This is a genomic window from Saccharothrix mutabilis subsp. mutabilis (genome assembly GCF_039521145.1).
Taxonomy (GTDB): Bacteria; Actinomycetota; Actinomycetes; order Mycobacteriales; family Pseudonocardiaceae; genus Actinosynnema; species Actinosynnema mutabilis.
The window spans coordinates 119,887-133,812 of sequence record NZ_BAAABU010000017.1 but is presented as its reverse complement, the minus strand read 5'-3'; the positions used below and the strand labels follow the sequence as shown (position 1 = coordinate 133,812).

The window sequence follows — 13,926 nt, the reverse complement described above, 5'->3', positions numbered from 1 at the left end:
AATATCACCGTCCTATGTATTCGCCGGAGAAGGACTTGGCCGCCGGCCGCCGACGGCGGACCATTCATGCGGTCGAGGGGGAGAGCACATGCTCGTCTTCGTGTGCGCGCTGCGGCGCGACGCTGACCGCTCCCGTGTCGCGCTCCCGGCGCACGCGCACCAGGAGTTCGGGCACGAGTTGCTGCCCTCGTTGGTCGAGCCCGGGACCTACGCCGTGGAGCCGGCGCACTCGGGCGCGCCGTGGCGGCGGTGGGAGGGCGGGTGGGCATCCCGCCGGTCGACCCGAAAGGCCGCTGGGACCCGCGGTGGGAGGCGGCGGTCGGGGCGGCCCTGGCGCACTTGCCGGTCGCGTCGGAGGGCCGGCCGGTCGGCGTTCCGGACGGCCTGATCACGACCACGTTCGGCCCCGCGCTCGCCGCGTTGCTGCCGAAGGGACCGCCGGAGCGGAACTGGACCTGGTCGGGCCCGGCCTCACCGACCGCGAGCCGGACAGTGGCTGCGCCGGACCTACGACCGCGTGCGGGAGCGCCCGTACTCGCCCCCGTTCTAGACCGCCCGCTACACGATGCCGGCGGCGATCAGCTGCTGCCAGATCTCGCCCTGGTCGACCACCGCCACCCCCAGCTTCTCCGCCTTGGTCAGCTTGCTCGCGCCCACGTCCGCCCCGGTGATCAGCAGGTCCGTGTTCGCCGACACCGAGGACGCCGTGGTCGCGCCGGCCTTCTCGCACAGGCGCTGGAAGGTCGGGCGCGGGACCTTCTCGCCCGAGCGCGGGTCGTTGATCGCGCCCGTGACCACGACCGTCTTGCCGGCCAGGGGCGCGTCCGAGGCGACCACCGGCGGCAGGTCCTCCTCGCGCACGTCGAGCGAGACGCCGCGCTCGCGCAGGCGTTCCAGCTCCGGGCGCAGGCGGGTGAGGTGCTCGTGCAGGGACGCCGCGACCTTCGGGCCGATGTCCTCCACCGCCACCAACTGCTCCTCGGACGCGTCCGCGACCTCCTCCAGCGAGCCGAAACCCGCTCGGCACAGGCGGGTCGCGGTGCCCTCGGACGCCATCGGGATCGCCAGGCCGATCAGCGCCCGCCGCAGGCCGACCCCGCGGCTGGCGTCGATCGACTCGACCATGCGCGCCGCGGACACCTCGCCGATGCGGTCGAACTCCAGCAACTGCTCCTGGGTCAACCGGTAGAAGTCCGACGGGTGCTCCAGCAGACCGGCCTCGGCCAGCCGTTCGATCCACTTCGGACCGACGGCCTCGATGTCCGCCGCCGCGCGCGAGGCCCAGTGCACCAGCCGCCGCACGGTCTGCGCCGGGCAAGCGAGGTTGGTGCAGAACAACTCCCGGCTGTTGCCCTGCTCGACCACGGCCTGGCCGCACGACGGGCACGCCACCGGCGGCACGATCTCCCGCTCCGCCCCTGTCCGCGCGGACTCGTCCAGCACGCCCGCCACGAACGGGATCACGTCGCCCGCGCGGCGCACCAGCACCGTGTCGCCGATCCTGATGCCGCGCGCCCGGATCACCTCCTGGTTGGCCAGGGTGGCGCGGGTGACCGTGGTGCCGCCGACGAACACCGGCTCCAGCACCGCGACCGGGGCGATCTTGCCGGTCTTGCCGACGTCCCACACCACGTCGGCCAGCACCGTGGTCTTCTCCTCGGCGGCGAACTTGTAGGCCAGCGCGCCGCGCGGCGAGCTGGACCGGGTCCCGGCGGCGGCGTAGGCGTCCCGGTCGGCCAGCCGCAGCACCGCGCCGTCGAGGTCGTAGTCGAGGTCGTTGCGCTGCTGCTCGATCTCGGCGATGACCGCCTGCGCGGCCTCGGCGTCGGAGCAGTGCCGCATGTCGGCGACGGCGAACCCGAGTGTTCGCAGGCCCTGTTCGAGGTCGGTGGCGGCGGTGCCGGCGTCGAGGTCGAAGGAGAAGAACCGGAGGCGGCGCTCGGCGACGGTGGCCGGGTCCTTGGCGCGCAGGGTGCCGGCGGCGGCGTTGCGCGGGTTGATCAGCGGCCGGTCCGGGTGGGCGGTGTTGAAGGCGGCGAAGGTGGAGCGCAGCATCACGGCCTCGCCGCGCACCTCCACCCGGCCGGGCGCGTCGATCCGCTCGGGCACGCCGTCGACCAGCGCGCGGACCAGCACCGTCACGTCGTCACCAGTCGTGCCGTCGCCCCGGGTGACCGCCCGCGCGAGCCGCCCGTCCTCGTAGACCACGGCCAACGACAGGCCGTCGAGCTTGGGCATCACCACGACCGGCTGGCCGGGGAACCGGTCGAAGAAGGCGGCCACCTGCTCGGGCTTGGTCGCCTTCTCCAGCGACAGCATCGGCCGCGAGTGCCGGACCGGCGCGTGCAGCACCGCCGGCGCGCCGACCTGGTCCAGCGGGTTGGGGTCGGGCGCGAACTCGGGGTGCGCCTGCACCAGCTCCCGCAACTCGTCCTCGATCGCGTCGTACTCCGCGTCCGCCACCTTGGGCGAACCCCGGTAGTACGCGTCCCGCAGCACCACGACCTGGTCAGCGAGTTCCTGAATGCGCTCCCGAACGTCCACGGGCAAGACGCTACCGGGCACCACCGACAATTCCGGGCCGAACGCCCCGACCGGGTCGCGTGTGGACGGCGCGGCGGCGGCTCGGGGCGGAGGGGTGGCTCGGGGCGGGTCGGGGCGGAGGGTCAGGAGGGCGTGGCGGTCGTCAGCCCGGTCGGCACGCGCTCGCCGTCGCGCACCGGGCCGGGCGGGGTGCCGTCGCCGAACGGTCGCCCGCCCAGCGCCTCGCGCCCGTGCGGGGTCGTCCAGCCGGACAGGTCGGGGCCCTTGGGGACGATCCCGGACGGGTTGATGTCCTTGTGCACCACGTAGTAGTGCTGCTTGATCTGCTCGAAGTCCACGGTGTCGCCGAAGCCCGGCGTCTGGAACAGGTCGCGCGCGTAGCCCCACAGGTTCGGCATCTCGGCGAGCTTGTTCCGGTTGCACTTGAAGTGGCCGTGGTAGACCGGGTCGAAGCGGACCAGCGTGGTGAACAGCCGCACGTCGGCCTCGGTGATCGTGTCGCCGACCAGGTAGCGCTGCCCCGCCAGGCGCTCCTCCAGCCAGTCCAGCGCGGTCCACAGCCGGTCGTAGGCCTCGTCGTAGGCCTCCTGGCTGCCGGCGAAGCCGCACCGGTAGACACCGTTGTTGACCTCGGTGAACACCCGCTGGTTGACCTCGTCGATCTCGTCGCGGCGGTCCTCGGGCAGCAGGTCGGGCGCGCCCTCGCGGTGGAACTCGCGCCACTCGGTGGACAGGTCCAGGGTGATCTGGGCGAAGTCGTTGGTGACCACCGCGCCGGTCGTGGTGTCCACGACGGCGGGCACGGTGATGCCGCGCGGGTACTCCGGGTCGCGCTTGAAGTAGGCCTCCTGGAGGCGTTCGATGCCCAGCACCGGGTCCCGGCCGCCGGGGTCGAGGTCGAACGTCCACGAGCGCGCGTCGTGCGTGGGGCCGGGCAGGCCGAGCGAGATCGCGTCCTCCAGGCCGAGCAGCCGCCGCACGATGATCGACCGGTTGGCCCACGGGCACGCCCGCGCGGCGACCAGCCGGTACCGGCCCGGCTGCACCGGGAACCCGTCGCGGCCGTCGGCGGTGATCCGGGTCGTGATGTAGCGGGTGTCCCGGGTGAAGGCCTTGCCCTTGACCGAGTAGGTGCCGCCGGTCGCGTGCTCGGGGTGGTCGTTCGTCTCGCTCACGAATCCGAGCCTACGCGGTTCCGCGCGGCTCCACCCGGCGGCGCGGGGTGTGCTCGGCGGCCCTCCGCACGCCCGCGTGAACACGCGGATTCTCGTTTGCGGTGGGCCGGTCGGTTCGCCGACGATCACGGCCATGCCCGAGCACACCTACCGCGTGCTGGTGCGCGGCCGGTTCACCGACCTGGACGACGCCGGCCGCGCCCGCCTCCTCGCCGCCGCCGACCGGCACAACGTGCTGACCGGCGGGTTCAGCGCGGAAGGCGCGCTGTCCTACGACCGGAGGCTGGACTTCTTCAGCTACCGGGTCCAACTGCGCGCGGAGGTCCGCGACACCGACCGCGAGGTGTGCGCGGAGGGCATGCGCCGGGCCGCCCAGGCGGTGGAGGCCTACGAAGTCGACTTCCGCGACCTCAAAGCCACCGCCACCGACATGGACCAGATGAAGATCCGCCGCCGCTGACCGACCGCCACTGATCGGTCGCCACCGACCGACCGCCACCGACCGCTACCAGTGACCGGCCGCCACCGACCGACCGCCACCGACCGCTACCAGTGACCGGCCGCCGCCAACCGACCGCCGCCGGCTCGCCCGCTTTTGTCGGTCCCCCGTGGGACAATGGTGACGGGGGCCGGAGGCCGCGACCGGTACCGTCGAGAAGCCATGGACCTCCTCGGCCGTGACGACCTCCTCGCCACCGCGCGGGCCGCACTCGCGCGGGGCGGTGTCGTGCTGCACGGACCGCTCGGCATCGGCAAGTCCGCCGTCCTGGAAGCCCTGCTCCCCCACGACGCCCCGGTCCTGCGCAGCGCCCCCGCCCGAGCCGACCGCGACGTCCCCTACCTGGTCTTGGCCGACCTGCTCACCAGCTACCCGAGCACCGACGCCGGCACCGACCCGGGCACCGCCGGCACGGACCCGGGCACCGCCGTGGACCTGCCGCCGCCGCAACGCCGAGCCCTCGACCGCGCCCTGCGCCGCCGCACCGGTGAACCGGACCCGCTCGCCCTCCGCCAAGCCGTCCTGACCGTCCTCCGCGCCCGCCACCCCCTGGTCGTCCTCGACAACGCGCAGTGGGTGGACCCCGCCTCGGCAGCCGTCCTGACCTACGCGACCGCCCGCGCCGGAACCCGCCTGCTCGTCGCCACCCGCGACCCCGCCCGGTGGGACGGCGAGGCGATCGAGGTGCCGCCGCTGTCCACCGCCGCGACCGCCGAACTGATGTCCCGCCACGGCCACGTGGACACCCACCTCGCCGCCGGCAACCCGTTGTACGCCATCGAACTCGCCAAATCACACGGCACGATCTCCACCCGTATCAACCACCTCGTCCGCGAACAGCTCGACGGACAGCCCACCTCCACCCTCCTCGTCGCCGCCCTGCTCGACCGCCCGACCGAACGCCTCCTGGTCCACTGTGGACAGGACCACGACCTCCGCGACTGCCCCCTGACCCGCGTGGAAGCCGACGGCGAGATCACCTTCCGGCACCCGCTCATCCCCGCCGCCCTCCCCGAAGTCCTGCCACCCGAGGAGGTCCGCGCCGCCCACGCCCGCCTGGCCGACCTGGTGACCGACCCCGTCCAACGCGCCCGGCACCGCGCGCACGCCGTCACCGGCTTCCACGAACCCACCGCCGTGGACCTGCTGCGCGCCGCCGGCACCGCCCGCCGCCGGGGCAGGCCCGACCAGGCCGCCGAACTGGGCCGCCTCGCCGCCGACCGCACCCCGCCCACGCCACCGGCCCGCGCGACCGGCCGCAAGCTGCGCGCCGCGCGGGACGCCCTCCGGGCCGGGTGCCCCGACCTGGCCACGGACCTGGCCCGCGAGGTGCTGCGCTCCCCGGACGCGCCCCGCCCGCACCGGGTCCGCGCCCGGCTGGTCATGGTCGACGCGGTCGGCTACGCCCGCACGGCCGTCGCCGCGATCATGGGCGAGGCGCTCACCCACGCCCGTGGCGACGCCGCCCTGGAAGCACCGGCCGAGTACCGGTTCGCGGTGCACTCGGCCGCCGGCGGCGACTTCCGGACCGCCGCCCGGCACCTCGCCGACGCCGTCCTGCTCGCCCGCACCGCCGGGGACGTGCCCACCGAGGTCATGTCCCTGTGCTCGCTCACCCTGTGCCAGGCCGCCCTGGGCGACACCACCGCCGCCGGCACCCTCGACCTGGCCCGCCGGATCGCGCCCGAACGGCTGGTGACCGCGCACGTCGGCACGCGGTGGGCCACCGCCCGCCTCGACCTTTTCGCCGACCGCCTGGACGCGGCTGAGGAGCACCTGACGGCGCTGCTGGACCACGCGGCCGACCGCGGCACCCGGTCGGAGGTGGTCGGCATGACGTGGGCCGCCGTGGAGGTGTGGGTCGCCCTGGGCCGCTGCCGGCAGGCCCGCCACCGCGCCGGCGAGGTGCTGCGGCTGGCCGAGGAGCTGGGCTGCGACCTCGCCGTCGCCTACTACGGGGCCGCGCTCGCGGAGGCGCACGGCGGTGACCCGGCCGTCGCGGACGCCCTCGCCCGCAAGGGCGCGTCCCGGGCCGAGGCCGACGGCGACCACTCCTTCCTCGCGCGCAACCTGCACGTCCGGGGGCTGGCCGCGTTGACCGCGGGACACCCGGAGCAGGCGGTGGACCCGTTGCACCGGGCGGTGGAACTCGAACTGGGCATGGGTGTCGTGGACCCGGCCGTCTTCGCGGTCCGGCCGGACCTCGCCGAAGCCCTGGCCCTGTCCGGTCGCCTGCCGGAGGCGGCGGGGCTGATCGGCGGCGCGCGGGCGTGCGCGGTGCGGCTGGGCCGGCGGGGCGTGGTGGCCGCGCTCGACCGGGCCGACGGCCTGCTCCGGTTGGCGCTCAGGGACCACGCGGGCGCGGAGGTGTCGCTGAAGCGGGCCGTCGAAGCGCACGAGGACCTCGGGCAACCGGTCCAGCTGGGGCGCAGCCTGCTGGCCCTGGCCGTCGCCGAACGCCGCCGCAGGCGTCGGGGGTCCGCCCGCCGGCTGCTCGACCGGGCGCGGCTGGTGTTCGCCGGGTGCGGCGCGCCGAGCTGGGCCGACCGCGCGGCGGCGCTGCTGGGCGACACCCCGGACGGACCGACGCTGACCGGGTTCGAGACGCGGATCGCCCGCCTGGTCGCCGGCGGCGCGAGCAACCCGGAGGTGGCCGCGCGGCTGACCATCAGCGTCAAGACCGTCGAGGGGGCGCTGACCCGGATCTACCGCAAGCTCGACGTCCACAACCGCACCCACCTGGCCGCGAAGCTCACCGCGCGGGAGCGGGAATCCCCCGTTTCCGGGTCGGGGGTCGAGCCGCCACCCTGACCCTCGCCTGTCCCACCCTGCCCAGCGGACGAGGAGATCCCTGCATGCGTCCCTTCCTCCTGGCCTGCGCGCTGATCTGCGCGGTCTTCACGCCACCGGCGAGCGCCGCCCCGAGCGGCGACGTCGAACCGATGATCATCGGCGGCTCGTACGTCACCTCGGCCCCGTGGGCCGCCGCGGTCTACCGCAACGGCTCCTTCACCTGCTCCGGCACGATCATCTCGGCCCAGTGGGTGCTCACCGCCAAGCACTGCGTCGGCTCGGGCCTGACCGTCCGCGTCGGCAACGTCCACCGCGCCCAGGGCACGCCCAGCTCGGTCAGCCAGTACGTCAACCACCCGCAGGCCGACCAGTCCCTGCTCCGGCTCTCGACGCCCGTCCAGACCAGCCAGTACTCGCGGCTGGCCGACGCCAACCCGCCGACCGGGTCCACCAACCAGATCTACGGCTGGGGCTACACCAGCCGCTCGGGCCCGGTGTCGTCGCAGCTCAAGACCGCCGACGTGCGGCTGACCTCGATCTGCCGCGACTACTACGGCGGCCAGGCGCTGTGCAGCAGCCGCATCACCGGCAACGCGTGGTCCGGCGACTCCGGCGGCCCGCAGATGTACAACGGCCTACAGGTCGGCGTCGCCTCCACGGCGGACGGCACCTCGACGCAGCAGTACAGCAGCGTCTCGGCCACCCGCGCCTGGATCCGCTCCACCTCGGGCGTCTGAGCCCGCTCCCGCGACCCCCGGTGTCCACTGTGGACACCGGGGGTCGCGGGCGTTGTCACCCGTTCGCCGGAGCCCCACCCGCGCGGTCTTGAGTAATTTTCACGTCACGGTCCCCTGCCGTTGATCGACCCACGAGAGGTGGAAGATCATGAACCGTGCCGTGAAACGCCTGCTCACGCTCGCGGGCGCGTTGACCCTGTCCCTGGCCGCCGTGCCCGCCGCGCAGTCCGCGCCCGGCACCTACTGGACGCCGGAACGGATGCGCTCCGCCGTCCCGCTCGACACCCTCACCGTCAGCCCGGCCAAGCTGCGCGGCGTCGTCCCGACGGGCGCGCCCACCGCGGTCGAACCGCTCGCCTTCCCCAACGGCGGCACGGCGTGGACCGGCGGCGGAGCCGTCGTCAAGACCGCCGGCCGGGTGTTCTTCACCTACCAGGGCCGCAACGCCTCGTGCAGCGGCAACGCCGTGACCAGCGGCAACAAGAGCACGGTGATCACCGCCGGGCACTGCGTGAAGCTCGACGGCGCGTACCACACCAACGTCGCCTTCGTGCCCGCCTACGACAACGGCAACACCCCGTACGGCACGTGGAACGCCCGCGCCACCTTCGCGACCCCGCAGTGGGACGCCTCCGAGGACATCAACTACGACATCGGCGCGATCGTCGTCGGCCAGGTCGGCGGGCAGTACCTGACCGACGTGGTGGGCGCCCAGGGCATCGCGTTCAACCAGGCCAAGGCGGACAACATGTACGCCTACGGCTACCCCGCCGCCTCCCCGTACGACGGCAGCAAGCTCATCTACTGCAGCGGCCGGACGTTCAACGCGTTCCTGAGCAACGGCATCGGCATGACCTGCAACATGACCGGCGGCGCGAGCGGCGGCCCGTGGTTCAAGACCTTCTCCGAGGCGACCGGCACCGGCACCCTCAACTCCGTGAACAGCTACAAGATCAACCTTTTCCCGAACTGGATGTTCGGCCCGTACTTCGGCACCGACGCCCAGAACCTCTACACCAAGGCGCAGGCCGCCTGAGCGCGTAGACCGGTCGCCCTCCCTCCACACCGGGATCGCCGCGTGGAGGGAGGGCGACCGCGAACCGGGGGCCACTCGAATGGCCGCCGACCCGAAACTCCCGCGAGGTGCGACAGGAGCACGCGCTGCCGTTGATCAAGAGCTGAACACCCGACGACAGGCTCCCCAACGCCCTTGTGCGGCCCGAGCCCGGCCGTGCACGATCACCGACCATGAAGACGCGAATCCTGCTCACGTCTTGCCTCGTGGCGGCCCTGGCCGCGACCGGCACCCCGGCGACGGCAGCGCCGACCGCGCCCAAGATCGCCTCCTACAACGTGTTCATGCTGTCCCGGGCCCTCTACCCGAACTGGGGCCAGACGACCCGCGCGGACCTGATCGACCGGCAGGACGTCCTGGCCGGTCAGGACGTCGTGGTCCTCCAGGAGCTGTTCGACAACACCGCCGGCGACCGCCTGCTGACCAACCTGTCCGACACCTACCCGCACCGGACCCCGACGGTCGGCCGCACCCGGTCGGGCTGGGACGCCACGGTGGGCGGCTACCGCGACTCGGCGGCCGAGGACGGCGGGGTCGCGATCGTCAGCCGGTGGCCCATCACCCGCCGCGTCCAGCACCTGTACCGGGACGGCTGCGGGGCCGACTGGATGGCCAACAAGGGCTTCGCCTACGTCCGGCTGGCCTCCCCGAGCGGCCCGGTGCACGTCATCGGCACCCACATGCAGTCCGAGGACCCGGGCTGCACCACCTCGGCCGCAGCGGTCCGCGCCCGCCAACGGGCCGAGATCGCGGCCTTCGTCACGGCCGAACGCATCCCCGCCGGCGAGCCGCTGTACGTGGCGGGCGACCTGAACGTCATCAAGGGCACCCCGGAGTACTCGGCGATGCTGACCGACCTCAAGGCGGCGGCACCGACCCACACCGGCCACCCGTACTCGTGGGACTGCGCGGACAACAGCGTGTGCCGCGACCAGTACGGCGCGGAGTACGCCTCGGAGCACTTGGACTACGTGCTCACCGTCCAGGGACCGGCACTCGCCAACGAGACCCGGCGGGTCAAGAGTCCCGTGTGGACGGTGACCTCCTGGTTCGAGACGTACTCCTACACCGACTACTCGGACCACTACCCCGTGTTCGCCTACTGACGGCTACGGGGCCCAGGGCGGGGCGACGGCCCAGCTGCTGTCCGCGGTCAGGGTCTGCGGGCGGTTGAACTCCGCGCCGTCGCCCGAGGCGATGTGGACCGCCGCGTTGAAGTGCCGCAGGTACCACCCGACCAGGTTGATCGACTCGAACGTCACGCCCGTGCCGCCGAGCCCGGGCCGGGCGCAGAAGGTGGCGTCGGCCTTGAACAGGGCCGAACCGTCGTCTGGCGAGTTCCGCACCCGGGAGTCGGCGTGCCGCAGGTACTGGCCCGGGTAGTTGACCGACTCGAACGAGTAGCACGACGAGTCCGCCAGGCCCCGCCGCACGGTGTAGGTGGCGTCGGCCTTCAGCAAAGCGCTGCTGCCGGCGTCCACCACCTCCGTGTACGCCAGGCTGCCCGAGTGCCGCAGGTACCGGTCGGTGTAACCCCAGGTCGTCACCCGCAGCGACTGCCGGGCGTCCGTGGCGAGCAGCACCGAGCTGCGCCACAGGGCGGGCGCGGCGGTCTCCCACGTGGCGTCGGCGGCGAAGCTCGTGGCGGTGTCCCAGGGGTTCGGGCCCCCGCTGCGCGCGAGGTACACGTCCTCCGCGTAGTGGCGCAGGTAAGCACCCGGGTTGTTCAGGGACTCGAACGACGCGCCGCCCGCGGCCAGGCCGGGACGTGCGCACCAGGTGGCGTCGGCGCGGAAGGTGCCGCCGGTGTCGCTGTCGGTGCGCACCCGTCCCGCCGCGTGCCGCAGGTAGCGGCCCGGGAAGTTGACCGATTCGAACGAGTGGCACCGCGGGTCGGCCAGCCCGACGACGGTCCGGTAGGACGCGTCCTGCCGCGCGCCGTCGGGACTGGCCGCGGTGAGGACGTCCGTGCGCGCCAGCGAGTTCGCGTGGCGCAGGTAGCGGTCGGTGTAGCCCGGCGTGGTCACGCGGAACGAGCGGACGTGGCCCGCGGTGAGCCGCACCGGGGAGTTCAGGTTGCGGGACGCGCCGATCAGGTCCCGGTGGGCGGCGCGGACCTGGGCCGTGTCCACCTTCTGCACCCGCCGGTCGTAGGTGACCAGGCCGTTGTACTCGCCCTCCACGTCCGTGATCTCGGTGTAGACGTAAGCCGAGACGCCCTTGGTGGTCATCAAGTGCCGCACGTCCCGGACCATGCCGGTGTACCGGTCGTTGAGCTGCGCCGCGCTGAAGACCTGCTCGTAGGCGAAGAACCGGCCGTTGGGGCTGTGCTCGTGGCCGGGGTTGCGCAGGCCGATGCCGCCGAACTCGCCCAGCGCGGACACCCTGGTCGCCGACGGGCGCGGGGCGTCGGGGCCGGTGTAGACGTGCCAGTCGATGATGTCGCCGGTGCCCGGGTCGCCCTTGGAGGCGCAGCAGTTGTAGCCGCTGTGCGCGTTCATCAGCCGGGTCGGGTCCTGGCTCTCCAGCGCCGTGGTGACCCGCCGGGTGTCGTCCAGGTTCCACTCGCCCCAGCCCTCGTTGAACGGGACGTAGGCGATCACCGCCGGGGAGAAGCGGTGCTCGTCCACGATCTCGCGGGCCTCGGTCTCGAACTGCGCGATCTGGGCGGGCGTGCGGGTGGGGTCGCCGGGTCGGGGTGGACGGGATGTCCTGCCACACCAGCAGGCCCAGCCGGTCGGCGTGGTGGTACCAGCGCGCCGGTTCGACCTTGATGTGCTTGCGGACCATGTTGAAGCCCAGGTCCTTGTGCTTCCGCAGGTCGAACGCCAGCGCGGCGTCGGTGGGCGCGGTGTAGAGGCCGTCGGGCCAGAAGCCCTGGTCCAGGGTGCCGACCTGGAAGACGAACTCGCCGTTCAGCGTCGGCCGCAGCACGCCGTCGACCACCTTCGCGCCGACCTCGCGCATGCCGAAGTAGCCCACCACCTGGTCCACGGTGGCGCCGCCGGCCTCGCGCAGCGAGACGCGCAGGTCGTAGAGGTACGGGTCGTCGGGCGACCAGCGCCGGGCGTTGGGCACGGGCACGGTGAACTCGGTGAACCCGCCGGAGGCGCTGCCCACGACGGTCGTGCCCGCCACGGCTTCGGCGAACACGCTGTGCCCGCTGACGTTCCCGCGGGTGAAGACCCGCACGCGGGCGGTGTTGTCGGACAGGTTCGGGCGGATGTCCACGGATAAGACCGACGATGTCGGCGTGGGTTCCAGCCACACGGTCTGCCAGATGCCCGAGGACGGCGTGTAGAAGATGCCGCCGGGGTTGTCGACCTGCTTGCCGACCGGCTGCTTCTCGCCGCGCCCGTCGGTCGGGTCGTACACGCGCACGACCAGTTCGTTGGCGCCGCCGCGCAGCTGGGCGGTGATGTCCACCTCGAACCGGTCGTAGCCGCCCCGGTGGGTGGTGACCTGGGCGCCGTTGACCCACACCGTGGCCTCGTAGTCCACCGCGCCGAAGTGCAGTTGGACGCGGCGGCCGGTCCAGGCGGCCGGGACGGTGAAGGTGCGGCGGTAGAACATCAGGTCGCGGTTGTCGTTGCGCATGATGCCCGACAGGCCGGACTCGATCGGGTAGGGCACGAGCACGCGTTCGGGCAGGGTCCGGCCCAGCGGTGGGGCGGCGTAGCGGTCGACGTTGCCGGCGGCGTCGGTGGCGGGGTTGAGGAACTCCCACTCGCCGTTGAGCGACTGCCAGTCCGGGCGCGTGAGCTGCGGGCGCGGGTACTCGGGCAGCGGGTCGGTGGTGGACACCTGGCCGGTCCACGGCGTGGTCAGCGGCGGCGGTTTCGGGACCACGGCGGCGGAGGCGGTCGGGGCGACGAGCCCGGTGACCAGTGCGGCCACCGTCAACGCGATGAAGCGACGCATCGGACTCCTCTCGATGCAGGGTGGAGGGTCGCTCGCGGGCGTGCGGGGAGCGTTGGAGCAGGAACGCGCGAGCGTGACTCACGTCACTCAATTCGTTCTTACATCGTTGGTACAACGTTGTAAAGGCCTGTCGGGCGGGTACCATCGGGGCCGCTCAACAACCGGGAGGCAGTGGGTTGGCCACGCTGAAGGACGTCGCCGAGCTCGCCGGCGTGTCGGTCAAGACCGTGTCGAACGTGGTCAACGGCCACGCCTTCGTCAAGCCGGAGAACCGGCGGCGGGTGGAGGAGGCGTTGGCCGCCACCGGGTACCGCCCCAACCTGGGCGCGCGCAACCTGCGCCGGGGCCGCACCGGGTTCCTCGCCCTGGTGCTGCCGGAGTTGGGCATCCCGTACTTCTCCGAGCTGGCCGGGCTGGTGCTGCGCGCGGCGCAGGCGCACGAGTGGAACGTGCTGATCGAGCAGACGCTGGGCACGCGCGACGGGGAGCGGGCGGCGCTGGCCTCGCTGGGCGCGCACCTGGTGGACGGCGCGATCGTGAGCCCGGAAGCGTTGCTGGAGGGCGATTTCGCGGACCTGGCGCTGCCGGTGGTGATGCTCGGCGAGCACACCGTGGACCTGCCCATCGACCGGGTGGGCATCGACAACGTGCGGGCGGCGGAGGAGGCCGTGCGGCACCTGGTGGCGTCGGGGCGCACGCGGATCGCGGCGATCGGCGCGCACCCGGCGCGCGGCACGGCGGCGTTGCGCCTCAAGGGTTACCGGGCGGCGTTGGCGGCGGCGGGGTTGCCGTTCGACGAGTCGTTGGTGGCCACGACCCTGCACTACCACCGCGCCGAGGGCGCCGCCGCGACGAAGGCCCTGCTGGCGCTGCCCGAGCCGCCGGACGCGGTGTTCTGCTTCAACGACCTGCTGGCCGTCGGCGCGCTGCGCACGGCGGCCGACCACGGCCTGCGGGTGCCGGAGGACCTGGCCGTGGTGGGGTTCGACAACAACGAGGAAGGCGCCTACCACCGCCCGTCGCTGACCACCGTGGCCCCGGACAAGGCGGCCATCGCCGAGGCGGCCGTCACCCTGCTGCGCCACCGCGTGGAGACGCCGGACCGGCCACCCGAACAGGTGCAGACGCCGTTCCGGCTGGAAATCCGCGAGAGCACAGCCCGGTGATCGGCCACCATGGCCC

Annotated in this window: 9 protein-coding genes and 1 pseudogene; 6 read left to right on the top strand and 4 right to left on the bottom strand. The window is 73.1% G+C overall.

Annotation, left to right across the window (positions count from 1 at the left end; genetic code table 11):
* Positions 1 to 558 precede the first annotated feature (558 nt).
* Together ligA and ABD126_RS28545 are read right to left on the bottom strand one after the other, a co-directional pair.
* A complete protein-coding gene (gene ligA, locus ABD126_RS28550) occupies positions 559 to 2,544 on the bottom strand; it encodes an NAD-dependent DNA ligase LigA (RefSeq protein ID WP_343937058.1) in 1,986 nt (661 codons plus the stop codon).
* 122 nt (positions 2,545 to 2,666) lie between these two features.
* The gene (locus ABD126_RS28545; RefSeq protein WP_343937086.1) at positions 2,667 to 3,632 is read right to left on the bottom strand and encodes a glutathione S-transferase family protein; all 966 of its coding nucleotides are present in this window, start codon (positions 3,630 to 3,632) and stop codon (positions 2,667 to 2,669) included.
* Between the two features lie 220 nt (positions 3,633 to 3,852).
* Here ABD126_RS28545 and ABD126_RS28540 point away from each other — a divergent pair, with 220 nt between their 5' ends.
* The 5 genes from ABD126_RS28540 (at position 3,853) to sph (ending at position 9,929) form a co-directional block, all read left to right on the top strand.
* Positions 3,853 to 4,179 carry a DUF6204 family protein gene (locus tag ABD126_RS28540; RefSeq protein ID WP_343937057.1) on the top strand — a complete coding sequence of 109 codons (327 nt, stop codon included), beginning with the start codon at positions 3,853 to 3,855 and terminating at the stop codon, positions 4,177 to 4,179.
* Between the two features lie 201 nt (positions 4,180 to 4,380).
* On the top strand, positions 4,381 to 7,029 hold the full coding sequence (locus tag ABD126_RS28535) for a helix-turn-helix transcriptional regulator (RefSeq protein ID WP_343937056.1): 2,649 nt from the start codon (positions 4,381 to 4,383) through the stop codon (positions 7,027 to 7,029).
* Between the two features lie 44 nt (positions 7,030 to 7,073).
* Positions 7,074 to 7,748: a S1 family peptidase gene (locus tag ABD126_RS28530; protein ID WP_343937055.1), complete on the top strand. Its 675-nt coding sequence runs from the start codon at positions 7,074 to 7,076 to the stop codon at positions 7,746 to 7,748.
* A 148-nt stretch (positions 7,749 to 7,896) separates the two neighbouring features.
* Entirely contained in the window at positions 7,897 to 8,784 is an 888-nt protein-coding gene (locus ABD126_RS28525) for a trypsin-like serine peptidase (protein WP_343937054.1), read from the top strand.
* Positions 8,785 to 8,996: 212 nt separating this feature from the next.
* On the top strand, positions 8,997 to 9,929 hold the full coding sequence (gene sph / locus ABD126_RS28520; RefSeq protein WP_343937053.1) for a sphingomyelin phosphodiesterase: 933 nt from the start codon (positions 8,997 to 8,999) through the stop codon (positions 9,927 to 9,929).
* Between the two features lie 3 nt (positions 9,930 to 9,932).
* Here the strand turns inward: sph and ABD126_RS28515 are convergent, their stop codons facing one another.
* Positions 9,933 to 11,453, bottom strand: coding sequence for an AbfB domain-containing protein (locus ABD126_RS28515; protein ID WP_343937052.1), 1,521 nt, complete (start codon positions 11,451 to 11,453; stop codon positions 9,933 to 9,935).
* A gap of 391 nt (positions 11,454 to 11,844) precedes the next feature.
* Positions 11,845 to 12,396 (bottom strand): annotated as a pseudogene (locus ABD126_RS28510) (sugar-binding domain-containing protein); the annotation flags it as partial.
* Between the two features lie 524 nt (positions 12,397 to 12,920).
* Here ABD126_RS28510 and ABD126_RS28505 point away from each other — a divergent pair.
* The gene (locus ABD126_RS28505) at positions 12,921 to 13,910 is read left to right on the top strand and encodes a LacI family DNA-binding transcriptional regulator (RefSeq protein WP_343937051.1); all 990 of its coding nucleotides are present in this window, start codon (positions 12,921 to 12,923) and stop codon (positions 13,908 to 13,910) included.
* Positions 13,911 to 13,926 lie beyond the last annotated feature (16 nt).